At 45.4% G+C, this 24,619-nt stretch carries 26 protein-coding genes; 17 read left to right on the top strand and 9 right to left on the bottom strand.

Going from position 1 to position 24,619, the window contains the following annotated elements; translation table 11 throughout:
- Positions 1-427: 427 nt before the first annotated feature.
- Positions 428-802: a VOC family protein gene (locus G519_RS0132650; RefSeq protein ID WP_029198209.1), complete on the top strand. Its 375-nt coding sequence runs from the start codon at positions 428-430 to the stop codon at positions 800-802.
- A 15-nt stretch (positions 803-817) separates the two neighbouring features.
- On the opposite strand, the gene G519_RS45670 is transcribed toward G519_RS0132650, so the two are convergent.
- The 4 genes from G519_RS45670 to G519_RS0132630 all read right to left on the bottom strand — a co-directional run bounded on the left by G519_RS45670 (position 818) and on the right by G519_RS0132630 (position 3,233).
- On the bottom strand, positions 818-1,180 hold the full coding sequence (locus G519_RS45670; RefSeq protein WP_051253892.1) for a hypothetical protein: 363 nt from the start codon (positions 1,178-1,180) through the stop codon (positions 818-820).
- Positions 1,164-1,475, bottom strand: coding sequence for a hypothetical protein (locus G519_RS45665; protein WP_051253891.1), 312 nt, complete (start codon positions 1,473-1,475; stop codon positions 1,164-1,166). Before G519_RS45665 ends, G519_RS45670 begins: the two co-directional genes overlap by 17 nt.
- A gap of 39 nt (positions 1,476-1,514) precedes the next feature.
- Positions 1,515-1,898: a VOC family protein gene (locus G519_RS0132635; RefSeq protein ID WP_029198208.1), complete on the bottom strand. Its 384-nt coding sequence runs from the start codon at positions 1,896-1,898 to the stop codon at positions 1,515-1,517.
- 171 nt (positions 1,899-2,069) lie between these two features.
- Positions 2,070-3,233: an iron-containing alcohol dehydrogenase gene (locus G519_RS0132630; protein ID WP_029198207.1), complete on the bottom strand. Its 1,164-nt coding sequence runs from the start codon at positions 3,231-3,233 to the stop codon at positions 2,070-2,072.
- Between the two features lie 356 nt (positions 3,234-3,589).
- Here G519_RS0132630 and G519_RS0132625 point away from each other — a divergent pair, with 356 nt between their 5' ends.
- The 5 genes from G519_RS0132625 (at position 3,590) to G519_RS45660 (ending at position 8,925) form a co-directional block, all read left to right on the top strand.
- Positions 3,590-4,636: a GGDEF domain-containing protein gene (locus tag G519_RS0132625; RefSeq protein ID WP_029198206.1), complete on the top strand. Its 1,047-nt coding sequence runs from the start codon at positions 3,590-3,592 to the stop codon at positions 4,634-4,636.
- 57 nt (positions 4,637-4,693) lie between these two features.
- Entirely contained in the window at positions 4,694-5,089 is a 396-nt protein-coding gene (locus tag G519_RS0132620) for a VOC family protein (protein WP_029198205.1), read from the top strand.
- A gap of 7 nt (positions 5,090-5,096) precedes the next feature.
- Positions 5,097-5,966 carry a MerR family transcriptional regulator gene (locus G519_RS0132615; RefSeq protein WP_084160449.1) on the top strand — a complete coding sequence of 290 codons (870 nt, stop codon included), beginning with the start codon at positions 5,097-5,099 and terminating at the stop codon, positions 5,964-5,966.
- Positions 5,967-6,044: 78 nt separating this feature from the next.
- Positions 6,045-6,977 carry an NAD-dependent epimerase/dehydratase family protein gene (locus G519_RS0132610; RefSeq protein ID WP_036634669.1) on the top strand — a complete coding sequence of 311 codons (933 nt, stop codon included), beginning with the start codon at positions 6,045-6,047 and terminating at the stop codon, positions 6,975-6,977.
- Between the two features lie 133 nt (positions 6,978-7,110).
- A complete protein-coding gene (locus G519_RS45660) occupies positions 7,111-8,925 on the top strand; it encodes an ABC transporter ATP-binding protein (protein ID WP_051253889.1) in 1,815 nt (604 codons plus the stop codon).
- Positions 8,926-9,170: 245 nt separating this feature from the next.
- On the opposite strand, the gene G519_RS0132600 is transcribed toward G519_RS45660, so the two are convergent.
- Complete coding sequence (locus G519_RS0132600) at positions 9,171-9,782, bottom strand: FMN-binding negative transcriptional regulator (RefSeq protein WP_029198202.1); 612 nt, start codon at positions 9,780-9,782, stop codon at positions 9,171-9,173.
- Positions 9,783-9,948: 166 nt separating this feature from the next.
- On the opposite strand from G519_RS0132600, the gene G519_RS0132595 reads away from it, so the two are divergent.
- The 4 genes from G519_RS0132595 (at position 9,949) to G519_RS0132580 (ending at position 14,008) form a co-directional block, all read left to right on the top strand.
- Positions 9,949-10,971 (top strand): Gfo/Idh/MocA family protein, encoded by a 1,023-nt coding sequence (locus tag G519_RS0132595; protein WP_174806684.1) that lies wholly within the window; start codon positions 9,949-9,951, stop codon positions 10,969-10,971.
- Between the two features lie 202 nt (positions 10,972-11,173).
- Complete coding sequence (locus G519_RS0132590) at positions 11,174-12,229, top strand: ABC transporter substrate-binding protein (RefSeq protein WP_036634667.1); 1,056 nt, start codon at positions 11,174-11,176, stop codon at positions 12,227-12,229.
- A gap of 70 nt (positions 12,230-12,299) precedes the next feature.
- On the top strand, positions 12,300-13,214 hold the full coding sequence (locus tag G519_RS0132585; RefSeq protein ID WP_029198199.1) for an ABC transporter permease: 915 nt from the start codon (positions 12,300-12,302) through the stop codon (positions 13,212-13,214).
- Positions 13,214-14,008 (top strand): ABC transporter ATP-binding protein, encoded by a 795-nt coding sequence (locus G519_RS0132580; protein ID WP_029198198.1) that lies wholly within the window; start codon positions 13,214-13,216, stop codon positions 14,006-14,008. Before G519_RS0132585 ends, G519_RS0132580 begins: the two co-directional genes overlap by 1 nt.
- A 432-nt stretch (positions 14,009-14,440) precedes the next feature.
- Here G519_RS0132580 and G519_RS0132575 read toward each other — a convergent pair whose 3' ends face one another.
- Positions 14,441-15,841, bottom strand: coding sequence for a DUF4832 domain-containing protein (locus G519_RS0132575; protein ID WP_036634663.1), 1,401 nt, complete (start codon positions 15,839-15,841; stop codon positions 14,441-14,443).
- Positions 15,842-15,915: 74 nt separating this feature from the next.
- Entirely contained in the window at positions 15,916-16,899 is a 984-nt protein-coding gene (locus G519_RS0132570) for a copper amine oxidase N-terminal domain-containing protein (protein ID WP_029198196.1), read from the bottom strand.
- Between the two features lie 462 nt (positions 16,900-17,361).
- Between G519_RS0132570 and G519_RS0132565 the strand changes: the two genes are divergently transcribed.
- The 7 genes from G519_RS0132565 to G519_RS0132535 all read left to right on the top strand — a co-directional run bounded on the left by G519_RS0132565 (position 17,362) and on the right by G519_RS0132535 (position 23,691).
- Positions 17,362-18,366 carry an asparaginase gene (locus G519_RS0132565; RefSeq protein WP_029198195.1) on the top strand — a complete coding sequence of 335 codons (1,005 nt, stop codon included), beginning with the start codon at positions 17,362-17,364 and terminating at the stop codon, positions 18,364-18,366.
- 89 nt (positions 18,367-18,455) lie between these two features.
- On the top strand, positions 18,456-18,962 hold the full coding sequence (locus G519_RS53145) for an ABC transporter substrate-binding protein (protein WP_029198194.1): 507 nt from the start codon (positions 18,456-18,458) through the stop codon (positions 18,960-18,962).
- Positions 18,941-19,801, top strand: a complete 861-nt coding sequence (locus tag G519_RS45655; RefSeq protein ID WP_029198193.1) for an extracellular solute-binding protein — start codon at positions 18,941-18,943, stop codon at positions 19,799-19,801. Before G519_RS53145 ends, G519_RS45655 begins: the two co-directional genes overlap by 22 nt.
- Positions 19,802-19,880: 79 nt before the next feature.
- Positions 19,881-20,774 (top strand): carbohydrate ABC transporter permease, encoded by an 894-nt coding sequence (locus G519_RS0132550; RefSeq protein WP_051253888.1) that lies wholly within the window; start codon positions 19,881-19,883, stop codon positions 20,772-20,774.
- Positions 20,774-21,613: a carbohydrate ABC transporter permease gene (locus tag G519_RS0132545; RefSeq protein ID WP_029198191.1), complete on the top strand. Its 840-nt coding sequence runs from the start codon at positions 20,774-20,776 to the stop codon at positions 21,611-21,613. The genes G519_RS0132550 and G519_RS0132545 overlap by 1 nt, the downstream gene beginning before the upstream one ends.
- Before the next feature lie 140 nt (positions 21,614-21,753).
- Entirely contained in the window at positions 21,754-22,455 is a 702-nt protein-coding gene (locus G519_RS0132540; RefSeq protein WP_029198190.1) for a copper homeostasis protein CutC, read from the top strand.
- 69 nt (positions 22,456-22,524) lie between these two features.
- Complete coding sequence (locus G519_RS0132535) at positions 22,525-23,691, top strand: ROK family transcriptional regulator (protein ID WP_051253887.1); 1,167 nt, start codon at positions 22,525-22,527, stop codon at positions 23,689-23,691.
- A gap of 62 nt (positions 23,692-23,753) precedes the next feature.
- Here G519_RS0132535 and G519_RS0132530 read toward each other — a convergent pair whose 3' ends face one another.
- Both G519_RS0132530 and G519_RS0132525 read right to left on the bottom strand, forming a co-directional pair.
- Positions 23,754-24,197 carry a PepSY-associated TM helix domain-containing protein gene (locus G519_RS0132530; RefSeq protein WP_029198188.1) on the bottom strand — a complete coding sequence of 148 codons (444 nt, stop codon included), beginning with the start codon at positions 24,195-24,197 and terminating at the stop codon, positions 23,754-23,756.
- Between the two features lie 162 nt (positions 24,198-24,359).
- The coding region (locus tag G519_RS0132525; protein ID WP_029198187.1) for an IS3 family transposase at positions 24,360-24,619 on the bottom strand (260 nt) is incomplete at its 5' end.

Raw genomic sequence — 24,619 nt, 5'->3', positions numbered from 1 at the left:
CAAAAGTCCCTGGACAACGCTAAAGTTATTGCGAATCTATTTCTATGATAGCTGGTCTAACTTTGTAAATGCTGTCTTTCGCCCGCCAAGTAGAACTTCAAAGGGTCGACAGAAGACGAGCAAGACAAAAGAACGGCTAAGTTCACAGCGCATCATAGTGAGAGAATAGCGGAGACACAAGAATAAAATGTAAATTAATGGTAAAAACGCGTCATTTTCTGTAGTCTTTACTTTTTTGGCTTGTACCCAGAAAAACAAAATGGTAATAAATACAATATATTTAAGTAATTGTATTTATACGTGAAGACTTACTGATCATGTCAGCTATTTTGCATCGGTAATGAATTTATAGGAAGTAATTGATAAAATTAAGGTTAAAATGAAACGGCGTTTCATCAAGTGAAATTTCTATTGGGAGGGGTTATGTATGATCTTTTCATTTCATGGGATTGACCACATTCAATTAGCGGCTCCTGAAGGTTGTGAAGATGAGGCGAGAAACTTTTTCGCCAAATTACTAGGCTGGACAGAAATCCCGAAACCTGAGAACTTAAGAAAACGCGGTGGTGTATGGTTTCAATGCGGTATTCATCAGGTTCACATCGGGGTTCAAAAGGATTTTGTTCCTGCGACTAAAGCTCATCCAGCCTTTCAGGTCAGCCAATTAGACGAGCTGCAGCGATATTTGATGAATCATAACATACAAACCATTCCAGACGATGCAAGAGACGACGAGGGCGTAAAACGATGCTATTTGAATGACCCATTCGGCAATCGCCTTGAATTTATTGAATGGCTTTGAAAAGAATACGCGGTATTAATGCTCATGTTCTTGTTTCCATTTTTGAATAGCTAAAATGAATTCATTTCGATGGTTGCCAGGAAAATGGTCCAAAACCTTATAATTAGGCGCGTCGGCAGCCATTATTTTAGAAACGTGGGCTACACGCAGAATTTCTGCCATATCGTTTGTTATCTTAAAAACAATTCGGATGCCAGCCTCTTGTAAGGTAATCGCTTTACAACCTGCGAATTTAGGATTTGAACTATAGCTAAGCTCTTCGCCAACCTCATTCGCTCGGTAACTCAATTCATCAATGGCTTGATTCACTTCATCTAATACGGAAATATCCAACTGCCAATACTCCTGAGCTGCTCCTACATCAAAACGAATAGCCAATCGCTCCTTCGTGTGGTTCTTTGCGGATTTCATTCCAATTCAACATGGAGTCTGGCTCATGCGTGAGTCGATCTATTCGTTCATTCAGGATGCGCTCTTCCTCCTGTTCTTCAAGCTGAGCCAGTCGTTCAAACATTTGCTCGAAGTAAGGATACCCAACCAAAACTGTATCGACGACACTATTCTCGGTGATGAATTGGGGCAGATTCTTGGCTTTTTTACGCAGTTCGCCAAATTTTTTGGAAGCCGTGGTGGAACTGACTAATTGATCGGCTGTAAAAGTAAGTTTTGTCATGGATATAGTATGATCCTTGTTGCTTTAAGTATTCAGGTGCTACTTACATACCATAAGCAGGTTGCCGTCCGGATCTCGAAAAGCAAACCATTGGTCATTTTGGATCTCCGTAACAAGCTCTACCTCGTTATTTTTCATGAATTCATATGAAGCTTGTATATTCTCGGTTTGAAACATAAAAGCAGGTGTTTGATAAGTTGGAGGGCCACCAGGCTCGTTGCCGCCCCACATGGGCATTTGATCAAGTATCAGGGATGTTCCTTCCATGGGAAGAACGTAAATGTGTCCGAACAAGATATCCCCGTCAGGAGCTACACCAAGTAACTTACAGTACCAATCTCGTGCATGCTCAATATTCCGAACGGGAATAAAGACATTGCTGATTCGATTCTTAATCGGACTTGTCACACGAACTTCGCTCATATCAACCTGACCTCCATTAAAGGGATAATTTCCCTCTAAGTATTTCATAGGAAACCCAATCTGTAAATGAAATTGCTGCTGTTTCTGCAGAAAAAAAGAGGCTGACTCAAAAGGTTAATACCTAGCGAGCAGCCCCTATTTTCACCACATATGACCTCGTTAAAGGTTTTCTTATAAGGACATCCGATAAATATTCACAACATCCTCGCGAGTCAGCTTCTTAAAGTTGCCAAAATCCCCGTAAACCATGGCTTTGTCGGCCATGAGCTCAATTGTCGAGTCGTCGATGTCGTAATCAGACAGTCGGCTTGGCGCGCCAATGGAAACTAAGAATTCACGAAGTGCCGCGATGCCTTCCTCCGCAACTTGGCGGTCCGACTTGTCTACCGCATCAATGTCAAAGACGTTCTGTGCGAACTGTTTGAACCGAGCCACGTTGGCATCGAGTGTGTAGGTCATCCAGTTCGGGAAGAGGATTGCAAGACCGCCGCCGTGCGGGATATCGTGAACGGCTGAAACGGCGTGCTCCAGATTATGGGTCGCCCAATCACCGCGAATGCCCATGCTTAGGACTCCGTTAAGCGCCATTGTACCGCTATATAGAATTGTTGCACGTTGTTCCAGATCATCTAGATCTCGCAGCAATCGCGGAGCCGTATCAATAACCGTGCGAAGGATTGTTTCACAGAAGCCATCCTGTAACGGTGTGTTAGGCGTATGATGGAAATACTGTTCAAACACGTGAGACATGATATCAACCATGCCATAAACAGTTTGATTTTCTGGCAAGGAAGTCGTGTGAGCGGGGTCGAGAATCGAAAATTTAGGGAATGAGAACGGGCTGCCCCAACCGAGCTTCTCTTTGGTCTCCCAGTTCGTAATAACTGAACCGGAGTTCATTTCTGAACCTGTTGCCGCGATTGTGAGGACAGTTCCCAAAGGCAGCGCACCCGTTGCAGAAGCCTTCCGTGTAACGATATCCCAGAAATCACCCTCATACTTCGCTCCAACAGCAATAGCTTTGGCGCAGTCGATGACGCTACCTCCGCCGACAGCAAGGATGAGGTCTATGTTCTGGCTGCGGCACATTTCAACACCTCGATGAACAGTTGTAAGCCTTGGGTTAGGCTCTACACCGCTCAGTTCGAAGATATTTACATCTAAGCTTTTCAATAGATGAACGACATTCGTATAAATGCCATTCTGTTTAATGCTCCCGCCGCCATAGACGAGCAGCACGTTCTTGCCATATTTGGATACCTCAGCTGTTAATTTCTCCAGTTGTCCCTGACCGAAATGCAGTGTGGTTGGATTATAAAACGTAAAATTATTCATTGAATTACCTCCTCAGTGTCTCTAGGTAGAATGTTCTTACCCTTTCATTGTATCGAAGAAACAGTGAAAAGCAAAATTTGATCTCTGCTAAGGAATGACGACAGTCTCTGTCTTAGATTACTGGCGCGTGAAAGGTCGACTCCGAGCCAGTAAATAGTCCCATCCTTCGTAACAAAATGAAGAAAAAAGTAAGCTCTTCCTTTAATCAGGAAATGATAATAAGATGAAGCTGTGGCAAGTAAATCGAAGGTACTCGACAAGAAAAGTTGTAGATAAATCGAACGAGGCAGGACTTCCTCTTATTTCCATAGAATTTTCAAGTGTGTACAATGCCCAATCAAGGAAGTGATTGCACCGTGCCTGTGAATAGAAGATCTGACCACATCTTGGAAATTGCGTATTGTTGTGTACGGTGGTTTTTTGTACCAACGTCTACCATTCTATTTATGAAGTATTATCATCAAACGACATTAGATCTGATCGTTTTTATGAGTCTATTTGTCTTTGCTGTTATTTATATGGGAATAACGGAATATGCCATACATCGCAGTCCCATTGACTCTGCCTTCTACCGCTACACCACGAGGACGGGAGTGTTGTTAGATTACGTGGCCTTTGTAGTGATTATTTCGCTAACTGGAGGTACTCAGAGTCCTTTATTTCCAATTGCCTATCTGGTTATTTTACATGCGTCCTTATACTGGAGTCTCGTTGGGGCCATGGTAGCAACCCTTATGGTGATTCTTGGTTACATCGGCGTTGTAATCACGGTCGGTGGCGGTTTTATGCTAGAGGATTTGCCGCGGCATTTTTTCAATTTAGCTTTTTTGATCATGATCGGTGTGATTGGCGGAATTATCGTGGCGCGGGAGCGAAAGCATTTTGTAGAAAAGGGCATTTTCGAGAATTTAGCTAAAAAAGACTACCTAACGGGGCTCTATAATCACCGCAGCTTTCAAGAGGAAATCAAGGAAACGATTGCGAAGCAGCAGCATTTTACCCTCGTTATGGCGGATATTGATTATTTCAAGCGCATTAATGATCAATATGGACACCAGGCAGGGGATTCGGTTCTGCGGTCGATCGGATCATTGTTTGACTCGAGCATTCCTAGTGAGCATGGCAGTGCCTTCCGCTATGGGGGCGAGGAATTTGTCATCATTCTATACACACTGGATCGGCATTTCGCGAGTGATTTGCTGCATCAATTCAGAGAAAAGCTGCGCGCGCTTGAGTTCGGTACTGAGGAAGATAAGTTCCAAATTACCATGAGCTTCGGAGCTGTGGTTCGTGACAAGGAGCAAAGTGCGACAGAGTTAGTCGCATCGGCAGATGCGCTTCTGTATGAAGCGAAAGAGCAAGGAAGAGACCGCTTAGTTTGGGGGTCGTATTCACTTTCTTAAACGAGAGATGGTACGATCGGTCTGTATCTAATGATTATTAATTAGGAGGGAAGCAGCATGGCAACGTTAACTCCATACATTTACAGCAGTGATGCAAGAAAACAAGCTGACTTTTACGTGAGGGCACTAGGCGGGGAATTGGTTAGCTTTCGTACTTTCGCAGATATGCCGGATGCGGATGAATCTATCAAAGATCGCGTCATGCATCTAGAACTGCAGGCCCTCGGCCTTCGCTTCTTCATGGCGGATTCAGGCACTGATACGGTCGATAGAGGTCACGGGCTGGATTTGACGCTTGCTTTTAAGAGCGAAGAAGAAGCGCGCCGTATATTTGATGGACTTTCCGAGGGCGGTATTGTGAAAATGCCGTTCCAACGCATGTTCTGGGGGACGATGTTCGGTCGTCTGGAGGATCCTTTCGGTGTGATCTGGCAGATAGCAACTGAATCGTAATTATCTTATGAAAACTATGCCAAGCAGGCAGGGATATACGGTTGGGCAGACGGCGAAAATATGCCAGACCTCGATCCAAACCCTCCATTTCTATGACAAAATTGGGCTTGTAAAGCCACACCGTGTGGATGGGCAAAATGGCTATCGATACTACTCAAGTCAAGATATTCTTGCGATTAAAATCGTTCAAGACCTGCAGAGTATGCAATTCACGTTAGAGCAGATCGGACAGATTTTCAAAAGCAAAAGCATGGACGGTATCCCAGAGCTAATGCGTGGGAAGAAGGCGGAAGCGGAAGAAACGATCCGCACGTTGGAGACGGTTGTCAGAACGATTGATCAAAGGCTGCGGCATTTGGACGTCCAGCGGCAGCTGCGCAAAGAATTCGAGCATTCGCAAGTCGTGGTAGAGCTGAAGACATATCCGGATCGCTACGTCGCTTTCGAGCGCAAACGTGACGAATGCGGGATGGAGGCTTCAGTTATACGCTTCATGGCGCTGATGGACCGGATCAAAGAGCGCGGATTGACGATGGATGGACACATGTTGACCATCTACCATGAAGATCTACTGACATTTGACAGAGGGGACTCCGATATTGAGATCTGTGTACCGCTGTTGCCAAGTAGGCCCGAACCTGCCTTTACCCGGTGGCTGCCAGGCGGGGATTACATATCCGCGGTATACGCTGGCTTTCCTAATGAAGATACTTGCAAATCGCTGTACCAGCGTTTAAGGGATTGGATGAGCCTGAACGGCTATGAAGAGAACGGTCCAGTGCTGGAACGATATTTGATTGATTTTACCCATATGAGGAATACAGATGACTTTATTGTTGATCTTCAAATTCCTGTGAAAAGCGTATTGACCCTATAGCTGCTATAGGGTTTATTGTTATTTCATAAGAAGAAGCCAGTCGGTCATTCTGGCGAAAATCATTTGGGAGGATGCAGCATGGAAGTCATATTGGGAGCGGGTCCGCTGGGCAGGGCCGTCATGAAAGAGCTTTTGAGGAGAGGCAAGAAAGTCAGAATGGTTAACTCCTCGGGCAGGGCAAATGTGCCTGATGGTGTTGAGGTAATGCAAGCAGATCTGATGAGTGAAAGCGGTGCTCTAATTGCGCTAAAAGGGGCAAAGAACGTGTTTCAATGCGCACAGCCTCCTTATCATAAATGGGATGGGTTGTTTCAGACACTGATGAGCAATATTACGAAAGCAGCTGCCCATCATAAGACGAATCTAATCATGGGGGATAACCTCTATATGTACGGCGAAGTTAAAGGGTCGATCCATGAAGGGCTGACTTATGAGGCTTCCACGCGTAAAGGTAAAGTAAGGGCTGAGGTTGCTCGCGATCTGTTGGATTTACATCGAAAAGGGACCGTGAGAGTAACTATCGGTAGAGGGGCAGATTTCTTTGGACCTCAGGTAGAAAATTCGTACGTTGGTTCGCGTTTTTTCACACCGGTTGCGGCTGGGAAGTCGATTTCACTGCTTGGGAATCCTGATGCGCTGCATACATTTACGTATATTGATGACTTCGGACGAGCCCTCGTGACCCTGAGTGAGCATGAAGATGCCTTCGGTCAGGTGTGGCACGTGCCAAATGCAGAGACCGTAAGCGCTCGGCGATTCGCGGAATTAGCCTACGAGGTTGCAGGACATACTCCGCGCATTGGTACGATGAGCCGTGGGATGCTACGTTTGGGCGGCCTATTCATACCGGCGGCCAAGGAGGTTATCGAGATGCTGTATCAATTTGAGCAGCCATTTATCGTGGATAGCAAGAAATTTGTACAACGTTTTGGCGAAGAAGCGGGACCTACGTCGCTGCGTACAGCGCTTACCGAGACAGTCGCGTACTATCGCGAGAGGGCAAAGAAATAGGAGGCTGCTTCTCCGCCTGAGGGCCGATGGGATCTTGTTTATATTCCGTTTAAAATAGAAGTGTATGATACCTAGGTAAGGGATCATACCAGAGAGACGGATGAACATCCAATCGGTAAAGGAGTAGAGATAAATGGCAGCTACAAGGAAAGAAGAGCTTAAGGTTAAGAGCAACTGGCGCGGGTTCGCTCGTTTGCTCGCACAAGCTAACCCGCCTAAGCTCGTATTAAGCATAGCATTAGGGTTAAGTATTATTTCAACATTGGTGGGATTGGTGATCCCGCTGTTTACGAAGAATGTCGTTGACAGCTTCTCTGTTAGTTCCCTGAATTGGGCGCAAATTAGCGGGATGGCGATCGCTTTTGTTGCATCGGCTGTAGCATCCGGGATTTCGGTGTATTTACTGAACTTTGCGGGACAGCGCGTTGTGGCCGGCATTCGGGATCGTTTGTGGAAGAAGCTGCTCGTGCTGCCGGTAAGATACTATGATAACCACCAGACGGGAGATACCATCTCTCGGATGACGAATGATACCGCGGTTATTAAGGGACTCATTGCCGAGCATATGGCGGGTTTCGTCACGGGGATCATCTCGATCATTGGATCTATTGTGGTGCTTCTGTTTATGGATTGGAAAATGACGCTCATCATGTTCAGCGTATTCCCGATAGCCTTCGTCATTCTTTTTCCGCTGGGGCGGCAAATGTTTAAAATATCCAAAGGCATGCAAGCCGAGACAGCCAGCTTCACCTCTGTGCTGAATCGAGTGCTATCGGAAATGCGCTTAGTGAAGGCAGCCAACGCCGAGCCTGTTGAGTATAAAGAAGGTGCTGCAGGGATTCAAAAGCTCTTCAAATTTGGGCTCAAAGAGGGTCGGATTCAAGCATTAATGACGCCTCTTGTGACCTTTGTAATGCTAATGCTGTTTGTCGTGCTTTTCGGGTATGGCGGCATGCAGGTTGCCTCCGGGGCTATTTCCGCTGGTCAGCTCGTTGCTTTCATGCTGTATTTGTTCCAAATTGTTGCGCCGATTACGCAAATCACGCAGTTTTTCAATCAGGTACAGAAGGCGATGGGGGCGACAGATACGATCCTCAAGGTACTCGATTACGAAGAAGAGAATCCGCATGCCGGAGTACCCGTCACAAACGCCTCGCAGTCGATTTACTTCGATCAGGTATCTTTTAGCTACAAAGAAGGGGAGTCTGTTCTGAAAAATGTCAGCTTCACCATGGAAGCGGGCAAGGTAACGGCGATTGTAGGACCGAGCGGCAGCGGTAAGACGACGATGTTTTCACTTTTGGAAAGATTTTACGCGCCGCAAAAGGGTTCAGTCACGTTGGGGTCCGACCGAATTGATCAATTCTCGCTCATCTCTTGGAGGAGTCAGATTGGCTATGTTTCGCAGGAGAGTCCGCTGATTGCCGGGACGATTCGGGACAATATCTGTTACGGACTGCAGCATGAAGTGATGATGGAGGAGCTGAAGCGGGCTTCACAGATGGCGTATGCCCATGACTTTATCGAGGAGCTGCCGCAGAAGTATGAGACCGAGGTCGGTGAACGCGGCATCAAGCTTTCGGGTGGACAGCGGCAGCGGATCGCCATTGCGCGAGCTTTGCTGCGGGATCCGAAGATACTGATGCTGGACGAAGCGACATCGAGCCTGGACAGTAAATCGGAGGTTGTTGTGCAGCAAGCTCTGCAAAATTTGATGCAAGGACGCACCACGCTAGTAATTGCACATCGCTTGTCGACGGTCGTAGATGCCGACCAAATTATCTTTCTGGACAAAGGCGTCGTGACAGGCAGCGGTACACACCAGCAGTTGCTGGAGTCCCACGAGATGTACCGCGAGTTTGCTACGCAGCAGCTGCAGCTGCAAAATCAGATGTCTTCGGATCACTCGCAGTTGGAATCTGTGACAACTGTGGAGGTTCATTCGTAAAATAGGATGAGCCAAGAATGAGAAAAGCGTTTCAAACCCTGGTAATTTGGGGTTTGAAACGCTTTTTTAGTAGCTCGGATAGTTGAGGAGCAGTATCACGACATGATGTTGGCCGACCGCAGTTTCTCGATAGGTCCAATATCCGCTGTTTCACAAGACAGGTCTAGTATGGGTCCCAATTGTTGTAGATTTTAATAAGTTTTACAACATTGGAGTGAGAGAGGCGGGATATAGGCAGCAGGGATTCAAGTTCCAAGATTTTCTCTCATAAGAGAGGCAATCTTACGTTCATCTTCACCAGGCTTATTTTCTAACCTTTGAATAACAAGCTCTTGGCGCTCTGTTGGATGGTTTTGACTCAATTTAGCCTTTCCTTCGATGCGAGTAATTTTGATTCTAAGTCCTTGAATACCTTTACTCAAACCTGCTAAATAACTAGCATCTACTTGGTCTAAATGATAGGAACTGCCCGGTTCTTCATATTTTAAAACCAAATCAGTTAACGAATTCATCACTACTTGTGCATCTTCTATAAGCTCAACCTGGCCATATACATGAACGGCAACGTAATTCCAAGTGGGAACTGTAGTAGATGTCTCATACCAAGAGGGAGAGATGTAGCAGTGCGGACCATGAAAAATCGCTAAGACCTCCTGCTTTTCGATCTCCTTCCATTGCGGATTAGGGCGTGCAAAATGTCCAAATAAGTATTCTCTATTCTGATCCAATGATAAGGGCAGGTGAGTTGCGAATGGACTGCCTTGATGCTGAGAAATCAGCGTGGCAAAGCCATTTTGCTCGATAATATCGCAAATAATCTGGCCATCCTTTATTTCGAAGTGTGATGGAATGTACATATATTCACCGTCCTAGATTAGTTTCCATAAATTATAGCCATTCAGGTGGCATAGAAGAAGTGCCAATTTATCATAAATGTGTTGGACCATTCATGTTGTCAGCTGCATTTATAAGAAAAGGTCACAAGGAGGAGACGATCTCATGTCGAATATGTAGGATAAAATCATGTATCACTGTGACCTGTTGGGAGGCTTGGACAGATTGGATAAGGTACGATGGGGGATTATTGGTTGCGGGGATGTGACCGAGGTCAAAAGCGGACCTGCCTTGCAGAAGGCGGAGGGTTCTGAGCTTGTTGCTGTCATGCGAAGAAATGGTGCGCTAGCTGAAGATTATGCCAAAAGACACGGAGTTGCTGCCTGGTACGATGATGCGGAAGCGTTGGTTAACGATCCGAATGTCAATGCGATCTATGTCGCGACACCTCCAGGTTTTCACCGGGAATATGCGCTGCTGGCAGCACGGGCGGGAAAGCCTGTCTATGTGGAAAAGCCGATGGCGAGGAATCATGCGGAATGTTTGGACATGATAGCTGCTTGCGAAGAAGCAAAGGTACCTTTATTCGTGGCCTATTATCGCAGAGGCTTGCCCAAATTTGTTGAGATCAAGAGATTGCTTGACAGCGGTATCATTGGTGAGGTCCGATTCGTACAGACGACATTTCTCCAAACCATGAGGCAAGATGATGGACAGGAACTGCCGTGGCGGATTAGGCCAGAGCTTTCCGGAGGCGGTTTGTTCGTTGATTTGGCGAGTCATACGCTGGATGTTCTTGATTATTTACTTGGTCCAATTGGCGAAGTAAAAGGTTTTGCCAGAAATCAGTCGGGACAGTATCAAGTCGAAGATATCGTAACAACGACCTATGCATTTGAGTCTGGTGTCATGGGTGCTGGGATTTGGAGTTTCAATGCGTTCAAGCGCAGCGATGTTACTGAAATTACGGGGAATCTTGGGAAAATTTCGTTTTCGACGTTCAGCGATGATATTCGCGTGGAGATGGCAGATGGTCAAATCGAGGAGTATGCCATTCCGTATCCGGCTCATGTGCAACAGCCTCTTATTCAATCGGTGGTTGACGAGCTGAGGGGTATTGGTAAAAGCCCTAGTACGGGTCGGACTGCGGCGCGAACGAATCGGGTGATGGATGAATTGCTTCGTGACTTTTATCTTCCTCTGCAGTCCTGAGCACAATCTCCTCCAGATGTTTACAGAAAACTTATAAATACGGATAAAACAATTGACGGAAACCCGGTAGCCCTTTAAACTATGGTTAATTAATATGGAGCCTTGGGTATTTCATATCCGCACACTGTGTCCCGCAAAAGCGTTAAAGTGGTGAGTGAGCAATGAGTCCAAGCGATAAATGGGAACTTAGAGAGGGGTAATTATGTTGAAAAAGAAAGCACTCGTATCATTCGTATTATCAGCAGCTCTTATGGTCGTAGCAGGTTGTGGGCAAAAGGCGGCTCCGGCCCCGGCAGCAAGCGCTGCGGCATCAGCAACCCCGGCAGCAACAGCAGCCGCGCAAAAGTCGTATAAAGTAGCGATTTCACAAATTGTCGAACATCCATCTCTGGATGCAACACGCCAAGGTTTCCTAGCAGCGCTTAAAGACGGCGGTATCGTAGAAGGTACCAACTTGAAGGTTGACTTCAACAACGCACAAGGAGATCCAGCCAATAACTTATCTATTGCTCAAAAAATTGCTTCTTCAGACGCTGATTTAGTGCTTGGCATCGCAACGCCATCTGCACTAGCGGTTGTACAACAAGTGAAGAAAGCTCCTATTCTTTTTGCAGCGGTTACAGACCCTCTTGCAGCCAAAATTGTTACCGATCTGGACAAGCCGGGCGGTAATGTCTCCGGAGCATCGGACACGAACCCAATGGCTGTTGCGCAATTAATGGATTTCGTTGCTGCGAACTTGCCTAAAGTGAAAACCGTTGGTCTTGTTATTAACGAAGGAGAGCCTAACGCGGTTATCATGGCCAAAAATGCAGAGCAAACCTTAACGAAGCATGGTATTAAGCTGATTAAAGCGCCGGTTACCAATACATCTGAGGTTAAACAAGCTGCGCAATCCCTCGTTGGCCGCGCGGATGCTTTCTTGATCACCCTTGATAACACGGTTGTTAGCGGTGTGGATGGTATCATTCAAATTGCAAATGAAAAACACATTCCGTTCTTCTCCAGTGACCGCGATACCGTGGAAAAGGGTGCTTTTGCAACCGTTGGCTTCAAATATTATGATCATGGCTACCAAGTTGGCCAAATGGCTGTCGACATTCTAAAGAATGGCAAAAAACCAGCAGACATGAAAGTGACTGTTCCTGAAAAAATGGATCTGATCTTAAACCTGAAGGCAGCTAAAGCCCAAGGAATTGATGTAACAGACGCGATGAAAAATGCTGTAAAAGATAAAGAGAAAAACATCATTCAGTAAGGATTAGGACACAAAAGGGGTGAACGTCGCTTTCGTTCACCCCTTTTTTTCAAAGTAGGAGGTTATTCACATGATGGATTCAATGATTGGTGCCGTCGAGCTAGGTCTTCTCTATGCGTTGATGGCGCTTGGTGTTTATATCACGTTTCGTATTCTCGATTTCCCTGATCTGACGGTGGACGGGAGTTTTACAACAGGTGGCGCTATCGCAGCTATTATGATTGCTCACGGCTATTCGCCGCTGCTAGCTTGTTTGGCTGCTTTGGCAGGCGGGCTTGTGGCTGGAGCTTGTACGGGATTGCTCCATACGAAAGGGAAAATTAATGGGCTTTTATCAGGGATCCTTATGATGATTGCCTTGTATTCCATTAATATGCGCATCATGGGCAAGCCGAACATTTCACTTCTCAATGTCGATACGATATTTACTTCCGTGTCGCCGATTACAGTTGTGCTCATTATTGTCATCGTGTTCAAATTGCTGCTGGATGCGTTCCTGCATACCGACTTGGGACTTGCTCTGCGAGCGACGGGCGATAACGCGCGAATGATTCGCAGCTTCGGAGCGAACACAGACAGAACCACGATTCTAGGTGTTAGCATATCGAACGGATTAGTGGCACTATCCGGAGCTCTCATCGCGCAGCAGTCGGGCTTCGCCGACATCACGATGGGGATCGGGATGATCGTCATTGGACTGGCTTCCGTTATTATCGGGGAAGCGATTTTTGGTGCTCGGACGGTTTTTCAAGCGACATTGGCTGCTGTACTGGGTTCCATTGTGTACCGTATTGTTGTCGCATTGGCTCTGCGAGTCGAATGGCTAAAAGCATCCGATTTGAAGCTAATTACCGCGATTATCGTTATTGTCGCGCTAGTTCTTCCTTCCGTGCAGCGAGCGATTAAGCAAAAATCAACTGCGAAAAGGCGTTCGGCTGAACTCATCGCCCTTGCTGTGAAAATGAACAAGGGAGGTGATCGTTAATGCTTCAGCTCTCGAACGTTTCTAAGCTATTTAACCCCGGTTCCGCAGATGAGAAAATCGCGCTAATCGGTATTAACTTGAACCTCAAGCCCGGTGATTTCGTCACGGTCATTGGCAGTAACGGCGCTGGTAAATCGACGCTGATGAACATCATTTCCGGCGTCATGACGCCGGATGCCGGCGAAGTCGCTATTAACGGCGAGGTCATCCACCACCTGCCGGAATACGAGCGCAGCCGCTGGGTCGGCCGGGTCTTTCAAGACCCCATGGCGGGGACCGCTCCTCGAATGACCATCGAGGAAAATCTCGCCATGGCGTATGCCCGCGGCAAGAAGCGCGGGCTAAGCTTCGGCGCCACCGCGCGCAAGCGCGCGCTGTTCCTGGAACAGCTGCAGCGCCTCGGCATCGGCCTGGAGGGCCGGCTGCGCGCGAAGGTGGGCCTGCTCTCCGGCGGAGAGCGCCAAGCCCTCAGCTTGCTGATGGCGACGTTCACCAAGCCGCAGATTCTGCTGCTTGATGAGCATACAGCCGCACTGGATCCTTCGCGCGCGGAGCTCATCACACGATTGACCGAGGACATCGTGCGCGAAATGAAGCTGACCACGTTGATGGTCACGCACAACATGGAGCAGGCGATTCGTCTTGGCAACCGCCTGATCATGATGGACAAAGGCCGCATCATCCTGGATGTGAGCGAGGAACGGAAGAAGGACCTCACTGTGGAGCAGCTGCTCGGTGAGTTCGAGCACATCAGCGGCAACAAGCTGTCGGATGACCGCGTGGTGCTGGGTTAAAGAGAGAAAGCCTTCGGCGACAGGGATGGATTCCCTGGGCTGAAGGCTTTCTCTCATAAATAAGAATATATGTTTTGGGTTTATCCTTGATTAGTAGATTTTACCATGTTGGTTAAACCTTTTTACCACTTTTATTAGTGACATACGGAACGTCGGTCCCCTATTTTCGCATAAAAGCTCATCAGCTACCTCTTTGTGGAACGACAGTACCTTATTTCTGCGAAATTAGCGGAAATGAACTTCAAAACAGTTAAATAGCGAATCGTAGTTCCGTTTCTCATTATAAATCAGGCTATTTTTCAGTAATAGAGGATCTACGTTCCGTAACTCCACCCTACAATGCAGCTTTGTTCATACTCGTTCTCGATAATTCATCCAAGCTAGCTGTTTTTCACCAAGTTGAGAGTCGTTCTCTGAACTCAAAGAATGCAGTTAATCAACTACCCTAACACTTCCAAGAGAATAACGACCGTCACTTCTCTTACCATCGTTAGCGAAGTCCACTTCCGGTTTGCCAGTTTGCGGATTGAGGATTGCTGCGTTGATTTTGTAGTTTCCAGGAGCAAGGTTCTTGGGAATTGGCAATGTGCTTGATACCTCCTTTTCTCCTGGAAGCCAATCGCGTATATCTATCGATGACCGCATTTGGGAGACGATGGCTCCCTGTTCATCCGTAAGTGAAAGCTCCAAGGGCCAAGCAAAGTAAAAGGGCGCTACCCCTCTGTTGATCATGGTAAGTTTGACATGCAGCGGGTTTCCCGCATGAATATCCTTTTCGTGAGACTCCTTTGCAATAACAAACCGATAACCAATGGTTTTCAAGAATCGGTCGATATTCGACTGAAGCCGACCGCCGAGAGGCTCATTATAGGGAGCGCTAGGACCGAGCCAGCTTACATGTGTCAGCTTCGCCTGCAACAAAGTTTCCTCTATATGAGCATCATTGAAGTTATTACCACCAGACGCAAACTCTCCGCCGCTGGGCGCCGACTTCCAGAAATCCGGCATGGCCGGCTGATCATTTTGAGTAAGCCAAGACTTATAACCATAGGTGTACCATTGCAGAAAGCCATCAATCGTTGACTTGCGTGAGCCGAAAGCGTCATTAAACAACCCAAGCCCATGATTCAATGCGATTTCATGAGGCCTTCTCATCATCAGTCGTTTTTGGTCGAAATAATGCAAGTAATGCTGGACGTATTGATCGGAAACATCTTCTTTGGGAAATTCGATCGGTGAGTTTCCTTCGTTATTGGTATGCCACTCGCCCCAGTGTCCAACGCTGCCCAGCTCGATAAAAGCAATTTGCGAATCGTTGTTATATCGGTTTCCTAAAGCTTGGATCAGACGTTCGTGGTTTTCGATCAGAGTAAGATTATTATAGTCGGGGCTAAATCCCTTCCCATAGCCAGAATCGTACTGAACCCCCTTTTCGCCGATTTCTTTAAATAACCAGTCCGGAATATCTTTATGTGGTGTATGACTTGGGTAATCGAGAACCACTCTGAGAATAAGGGATACACCCTTTTCCTTCCATAATGCAAATTGAAATTTTTTTTCAATCGCATCAAAGGCATACTTCCCTTTTTCCGGTTCCAGATCAGCCCATGTCAAATTCGCATAAGCTAGCCGAAAGGGCTGCTTGGCTTCATTATCTCTTGCATCTATAACAAGCCCCATAAAGGGATTATTCAGAACTTGATTCGTTTCAGCTGGAAAGTAAGATACTCGGTTTATAACCTCCGTTGCCATAAGTTGCCGATAGCCGAATACGCACAATATCCCCAGAACAAGGCTAGTTGCAATAAGCACGCGATGAAGACGGAAACTCAAGGGATATACCTCCTTTATGATGAACTATCAAGTAAAATCGAAAGCTTTATAAGGCCCCTGCATCGCATCTGTAACTAGCTGATAATCTGAATGGTTCGAGTCGCATTCTCCCAAATCACGGTCGCGCCAAGCGCTTCTCCAACGAAGCGCAGCGGTACGTACATGCTTCCCTGATAGAGGATCGGAGGAGCATCAAGTTGAATCTTCTTGCCGTTTAGCAGTGCCTTCTCGCTATCCCGAGTCAGGCTGATTGTCCGATTTCCTTTTACGGCTGTTACTGTTTGAGTATCCTGATTCCAGACTACCTTTGTATTCATAGCCTCGAAGATCGAACGAAGCGGAACGAATGTGCGGTCGTTCATAATTTCTGGACGTTGTGAGAAAAAGCGCTCCTTGCCATCGATGATGAGGCGAGGGGCTTTTATTTTTTCGCGTACGGCAAGAATGCCGAGGCTTGGTGACGTACAAAAAGCGTCACCTGAAGGCGCAGCCTTGCACAAGAGCTGGCTGTCCGGAGCTTGCAGAAGCAGCTTGTAGCGCTCTTTCCCGTTACGGTCAAGCGAATACCAACTGCCGTTGTTATCCTGAAAATAGATATGCTCGGCAGCATCATATTGAAGGGTGTTTGGACGAATCTGATTGGACTCAGGAAGGGAGTAGGTCCAGCGTTCTTTTTGATGTTCGAGCAGGGCCAGGCTTCGCTCAGTTGCTATCAAATTTAGCGAAATCGACGGCTTCGCGGCATCGGGGAGCTTCGTGCTTGGCTTAACCTGCAGCCGCTCTCCGCTTGGCAGGACAGATTGCCACTGACCATCGGACTGGTAATAGGCGGTGCTGTCATTAGCAATAAATAATTTTTGAGGAGAAGAGTCCTGCAATCTCCAAGCGACCTCAAATTGGTCTGCACCCTGAAGAGAGGCGTTAATTGGCTCTGTGTTTGACGTAATTTGCGAACGGAATTGCAGCATTTCTATATCCGGATTACGGGTTTCTGAAGGGGAGTCAGCCCCTAGGAGGAAAATGATAGGTAGGTATGCAATAAAGGGAATCCACCGCATGTTCTCATCCTCTTCGAAGTAAAATTGAAACGGTGGCATAAGGTTACACCGGATTTCTACTTCTAATATAGCAAGAATCCTGGTTGATTTAAATCAATTTCAAACTAGTACGTACAGCTTTGTGAGTCCAATCGCCGATAGAGTCAACTTAGTTAACATCGATTAATTTTTAAATTTTCTCTTACTCTATGAAACTTCACTAAGAAAGCGCTACCTGTTAGTTTACTTAACAAAAAAATAAAAAATGTTTGACAACAGATAGGTGAGTTGTTACTATTTAATTATTAACATCACTGGAATAAATAAGAGAAGATAATCAAGTTAACGCCTTTTATCAGTCTTATTTTTCTATCTATATGATCATTTCATTGTTTTATTTCAAAAATTAATAACATCTGTGGAATAATTGGCCTCATAACAACATAAGACCACGAAATTAAACGCAAAAGAGGGGAAGACGAAATGGATAAAATATTAGTTGAAGAGTATCGTGGAGGTGCTTTGGAATGCTTGCATAGCGGGCATATTTGCGGGGTCTCCATCTCGGGTGCTGTTAAATACGCAGTAGGGGATGTAGAGTCATTAACATATTTAAGATCATCCGGAAAACCATTTCAAGCTATTCCTGTCATTCGGCATGCTGCAGACAGAAAGTTTGGACTTTCTGATAAAGAAACGGCTATTATGATCGGGTCGCATCGTGCGGAGACCTTCCATGTTGAAGCGTTGGAGTCCATGCTAACCAAAATTGGAGTGGGAGAGGAAGCGCTTGTTTGTCACCCCACTTACCCTTTGAGTGTGCCTGCTTCAGAAGCGATGCTTAGAGCGCAGAAGCCTAAACGTTCGATTTATCATAATTGTTCCGGAAAGCATCTTGGCATCCTTGCTTTGTGCAAAACAATGGGATATCCAACCGAAGGTTACTTTGAACCGGATCATCCTGCTCAAATCGAGATCGTAGATACGCTCGCTTACTTATCTGAATGTCCTAGAGAACAAATCCACATTGGTACGGATGGTTGCGGATTTCCGGTGTTCGCTATTCCTCTTAAGCATTTGGCGATTGCTTTCATGAAGCTGGCCTGTCCCGAGGTGATTGAAGATCTTGAGATTCGAGCCGCCGTAATCCGAATAACCGCTCTAATGAACGAGCATTATGAGATGATTGCCGGTTCCGATCGCATCTGCTCCAGTTTACTTATGGATCCGAATATTGTTGCTAAGGGCGGAGCTAAAGGCGTGTACTGTTTTGGATTGAAAAAAGAAAAGCTAGGTTTCGCGCTTAAAGTGATGGATGGATCTGAGGATGAGTGGCCGATCATTACGGCATCCATTCTTGAGCAAATTGGTTACAGCAACCAAGAGACGATTGACCGTATGTATCAACTCACGCCAACTGACATTACGAACGATAATCGTAAGATTGTTGGAATGAACAAAGCGGTGTTTACTTTAGAAACTGTGTAAAAACCCAGGCTTAGTTACTAAATTATGTTGGAGAAGCTATCTTCAGCAAGATTTTATAACATAGATCAAATTACAGGAGGGGTTATAAAATGAAGAAAAAAGCTACGATTCTAGCCTTATGTACCAGTCTTGTACTTACTTTTGCCTTAGCAGGCTGCTCTACGAATAGCGGGCAAAATGATGCAGCAAAAGCTACTGGAGCCGCAGGCGCCAAAGAAGCCACAGGTAAGAAAGCGAAAATCTCGTATCTCGATCCGCTTCCAAGTCCGGAAAGAACAGCGCTTATGCAGGATCTTTTGAAGAAATTTCAAGAGAAAAACCCGAATATCGAAGTCGAATATACGTCTGTTCCTTGGGATGATGCGAATAAGAAATGGATGACCATGGGTGCAGCTGGCATTCTTCCTGACGTATTGAGTATTGATGATACTTCGTTAGTAGCGATGGCTTCAGCTGGATATATCGAGAACCTGCAACCCTTTTATGACAAATGGGATCAATTAAATAATTTGACGGAAGCCACCAAGCAAGAAACAAATTCAAAGGCAATGTCTATGCGATTCCAGATGGATTCTTGCTGCAGGGCTTATTTATAAGAAGCGATTGGTTTAAAGAACTAAATATGCCTGAGACCATCGCGACATGGGACGATTACTTTAATCTAGCGCAAAAATTCACAGACTCTGCGAAAAACAGATACGGTATTTCCTTTAGAGGAGGAGCCAACGGCGTTATTCGTGCCATGGAATATGTGATGGCGGCGGTTCACTCCGACAGTTGGTTTGATAAGGACGGCAAATCGATTTTGTATAAACCTGAAGCTCAAGCGGCCTTTAAGAAATTTTATGATGTTTACTTAAACGGGAATGCTCCTAAAGAGTCAGTCAACTGGGGCTTCAACGAAATGGTTCAAGGGTTCTTGAACGGTCAAACTGCTATTTTAAATCAAACGCCTGAAGTTATTATTACAGCTCAGAAAAATATGAAAGAAGGCACATGGAACGTCGTTCCAATGCCAAAAGCCGATGACGGAAAACGGTATATTTTCTGGGGTTACACAGCTGCTTACGCCATGTCTTCCAAATCACAAAATAAAGATGCTTCTTGGAAGCTAATCGAATTCTTAAGCTCTCCTGAGAACAACCTAGCATACAGCATTAAAAATTCTACGATTCCTATTTACAAAGAAAACCTGAAAGATCCGTTCTTCAGCAAAGGTCCTATTGCTGGGTATGCGGGATCCATGGCGGATTCCAACATTGTGTTTGCAGGCCCTCCGAGCCATTTAGCGAAGCTTGGTCAATTTACGGGAACGTTCGCCGTGGAAGAAACGCAAAAATATTTGACAAAAGCGCAATCGCTCGAGGATACTGTTAAGCATCTTGCAGATTTCCTAACCAAAGAACAACAAGCCTATATGAAAGAAAATCCATAAAATAGAAGGCTGATAACCGGGGACACGGATGAATCCCCGGTTATCTATTCTAAGTATTGAAAAGGCGGGGAGAGAAAGCATGCTTAAAGCAATTCGATGGAAATCATTCGAGCCCTATTTATTAATCACTCCTGCTGTTCTAATTATTCTAGCTTTTTTTGCTTATCCGTTACTATCAGGACTTAAGCTTGCATTTATGCATTATGTCTTATTTGAACCGGGGAATATCCACTTTTCAGGTTTTGAAAATTTTAGGGCTTTGCTGACCGATAAGAATCTCCCTCAAATATTAGGCAATTCCTTACTTTGGGTCATCTTAACGGTAGGTTTGCAATTCGTGCTTGGATTTATTTTGGCACTAGCGCTAAATAAACAGTTTAAAGGAAAAAACATCTACCAATCTATTGTTTTTCTGCCTTGGGCCGTGTCTGCTTTTTTAATCGGAATGATTTTTAAGTGGTTGTTTAATGAACAGAATGGGCTTATTAATTACTTATTGGTGAAACTCGGAATTCTGGAAAAAGGCATCCCCTTTTTGGCTATTCCACATGTCTCTATTTTCCCAGTCATCGCTGCTATGGTTTGGTATGGAGTGCCTTTTTTCGGGATTATGATTCTTGCTGCTCTACAAAACGTACCTAAAGACATCTATGAATCTGCTGATATTGATGGGGCAGGCCGAATGACCAAACTGTTTCGAGTTACGATTCCTTATATCAAACCGACGATTATTATTACCTTGCTGCTCCGAGTGATTTGGGTATTCAATTCAGCCGATTTGATCTACATCATGACCAATGGGGGGCCAGCGATTACTTCTCATAACTTGCCTTCCTATATATTTAATAAAATCTTTTATACGACCGACTATGGGCAAGCCTCCGCTTTGGGAATTATGATGCTAGCGATACTTATTCTTTATACGTTAATTTTCTTGAAAACGACTAAATATGATGATGCAGGTGATTTCTAATGGTCTCCTATGTTCGGAATGTAACCCCGACAGTTTCTCGAGTCATTGCGTTAACATTGTTCCTAATCGGTGCTTTATTTCCTTTTTATTGGATGCTAGTCACTTCTCTAAAGGATAGACAAGAAATTTATAGCGGGAAGCTAACGCTTTGGCCCAAAAATTTAACTTTTTCGAACTATATAGACACTTTCCAGAATTCTAGCTTTCCGCATTATTTTATGAACAGTTTTATTGTAAGTATGAGCAGTTCAATCCTGGTGTTGATTGTATCCATTCTAGGTGGCTATAGTATGGCCAGACATTCATTTCGAGGCAAGAAGCTATTTCTAATATCCTTTTTAGCTACTCAAATGATTCCTGTGATGGTTATTCTAGTTCCGCTCTTCATTACATTCAGCCATTTACACTTGTTAAATACACTGCCTTCGTTGATCATTACTTATACGGCCATGAACATTCCTTTTTGTTTGCTGACGATGTCCAGTTTCTTTCAGAGAATTCCAGTCTCTCTCGAGGAAGCGGCTCTTATTGACGGATGTAATAAGTTTCAAACGATGATCAAAATTATTCTGCCTATTATGCGGCCCGGAATTGTTGCTACCCTTGTATTTGCATTTACAGGCGCGTGGAATGATTTGTTTTTCGGGGTTATGTTTACGAATAGCGAAAGCACCAAAACCGTCCCTGTAGGACTAAGCAGTTTTGTGCAAAAATTTGATATTAACTGGGGTCAAATGAGCGCAGCGGGTATTTTATCCTTGATTCCGGTAGTGATTATGTTCGCTTTTGCCCAAAAATACATTGTATCAGGTCTTACAGAGGGTGCAGTCAAAGGATAACGGCTTCAATTGGTGAAGCGGAGAGACTTTGAGCTACGCTCAAAGATCCCAGAGCAGAGAGACTTTGAGCTACGCTCAAAGATCCCAGAGCAGAGAGACTTTGAGCTACGCTCAAAGATCCCTATATTAGGAGGAGAATTATGCTGCTGGAAGTTATTGCGACTACCGTGAGGGATGCTTTATTGGCCGAACAGAGCGGTGCGGATCGTATCGAGCTCATAACGGGGATTCTGGAGGGCGGCTTAACGCCTAGCTACGGCTTAATTGACGAGGTTGTGCACAGTACAAATATCCCTGTTCAGGTGATGATTCGCCCGCATAGCCAATCTTTTTGTTATGACCAGAGAGATCTGGGTGTGATGATTAAGGATATACAGACAGTGAAACGGATTGGCGCTCATGGCATTGTACTTGGGGCGCTTACCGCAGGCCGCAGCATTGATCACGAGACGCTGCGCCGATTGTTAGATGAGGCAGAAGGGTTATCAGTGACTTTTCATCGTGCTTTTGACGAAGTGAGCAATCTGGAGAAGGCTCTAGAGGAACTTCTATCTTATAGCCAAATTGATCGGGTGCTCACATCCGGAGGAAAGCCAAACGTGCTTGATGCACAAGAAGAGATAAGACAGCTTGTTAAGAAAGCGGAGCATTCTCACCTGCAAATTTTGGCCGGAAGCGGCTTGACGGTAAGTTCAATTCCCTCCTTCCTGCAATCGACAGGTGTTAAAGAGATTCATTTCGGTAGAGGGGTACGAGTGGATAATGATCCGTTAAATGAGATCGATACGGACAAAATAAAAGATATAAAAAATATAGGTAGAGATCATGTTGCTAACGGTTGACTGCGATGTAGTAGCTTGATAACATGAACTTATTAACATGGGTGGAATAAAGAAGAGGAATCCAAATGAATGAAAAAAATTGAGAAACATGACCAAGATGTGATCAGACTGCACAATAAGCAGATGATTTTGGAAATCATTAAAAAGCGTCGGCCCATCTCCCGTGCGGAAATCACCAAAATCACCAAGTTGAGTCCTACATCTGTTGGGCGTATCGTAGGTGAGTTATGTGAACAAGGATTGGTGAGGGAGACCGCGTTAACCTCGGTTGGCGTAGGACGTAAGGCGATTATGTTAGATATCGATCCCCAGGCGGTTTATACCATTGGGGTGGACATCGGTAAAAAGGCGATTAAGTTCGGTATTATGGAGTTCAGCGGCGAACTTCTCCATGAGGAGCGAGTTGAGCATATCGCTTTGCAAACAACTCCTGAAGCCACGGCCGCTTTCATCTCCGATACGATTAACTTGATTATTGCCCATAAAAATCTTGACACGTCTAAAATTATTGGCATTGGCATAGGTGTGCCCGGGGTGATCGACCATGAACGAGGAATCGTCCAATATTCGTCGACCTTGGGTTGGAGAAATATCCCTTTCGCCCAGTTCATCCAGGACAAGCTGCATATTCTTACAGTCATTGACAATGATTTGAAAGTGAAAATCCTTGCTGAGTATTTACTAGGCTCCGCGCGCGGCTCGAGAAAGACAGCCTTGATTGAGTTGGGTACCGGAGTAGGCTCTTCTTTGATCATCGATGGCGACATTTTTCGTGGAGGCTCAAACAGTGCCGGGGAGTTAGGACATACCACGCTGGATCCGAATGGCAACATGTGCGAATGTGGCAAAAGAGGATGTTTGCAAACATATATCGACGAGTCGGCTATTCTGCATGAAGCCAACCGAATCAAGGAGACCGCTGATATCCAGCAGCTGTTCGCTGCAGCACAGAATGAAGAGAACTGGGCCCAAGATATTATCTCCAGAACTTCGCTTTACATTGGCATAACCATTAACAATATCGTCTGCATGTACAATCCCGATGCCGTCATTTTATGTGGTGATTTGGTGGAAAATTACAGCGAGATTGTGCCTTTAATCGAAGAACAGTGCGGGCAGGTGGTATGGGAGCCTTTTCGTGACACCTTCAAAATCCTGACTTCCGAATTGAAGAGCAAATCGATCGTTGTAGGCGCAGCTATGTTAGTGATGAATAACTACGTGGATAAAGTTTAAAATAAAAGCGTTACGGATCTTTGTGGCTGCAGCCCCATGTTCGTAACGCTTTTTTTTATCAATTAGGCTTCTAAAGGCCTGCGCTTTTTCCTTTGAATTCCTTGGGCACGAAGTGTTTTGATCGATAAAATAATGCCCGTGATCGTTAGGAAGATCATACTAATCGCCGCTATATCGACAAGCCAATTCACATTGGTATTCCCGATTCTCCCCTCATGAAGTCCCTTGATGATACCTGTCAGACTATTGGCTCCATCCTGATCCGGGCCGGGGCCGTTAAATGCAGGTCTATTTCCCTGCCTAGCTCCAGCTGTTCCTTGGTCGCCAGCGGCAGGAGGAGTAATCGAATTGGAGGATTGAGATATAGCGCCAGGAGGTCGCATATCTGTTCCTCCAGAGCCTATCAGCCATTTCTCGGATAAGAGAAGTCCTGTTATCGATTCGAATAAAATAAAAACGGAGCAAATCAGGCCAATCCATAAGTGCAGTTGACGTGTTCTTTTCATGTATAACCCACCTTTTCCAAATTTGTTGGTATAGGTGTAAGTATAGAGGCTTATCCTGAAAAAAATCTGAGGCTTAGCTGAGGGAATGCTGAGTGTAGTTAGCGCAAAAAACCTACTTATGCACAGTGGTCTTACCCCTGTCAAGTAGACAGATGAAAAAAGCTATGCTGCTAGCGCGCACCGATATTCAATCGGGGCGCGCTTTTTAAGTTTGGTTTGAAACCGTTGGTAGTTATAAAAATAAATATAATCTTCCACCGCTTGATGAATTTCAGTTCCTGATTTACACTGTTTGAGATACAACTTCTCTGACTTGAGATGCGAAAAAAAGGATTCGATGCATGCGTTATCCAGGCAGGTTGCTTTGCGAGAGTGGCTGCCTTTAACGCCGAATGCTTCTAATCGCGTGTTGTACGCCTGAG

It is taken from the genome of Paenibacillus alginolyticus DSM 5050 = NBRC 15375 (assembly GCF_000422905.1).
In the GTDB taxonomy this organism is placed as follows: Bacteria; Bacillota; Bacilli; order Paenibacillales; family NBRC-103111; genus Paenibacillus_E; species Paenibacillus_E alginolyticus.
Note: the sequence above shows the minus strand (reverse complement) of the source record. Positions and strands in the feature narration are given on the sequence as shown.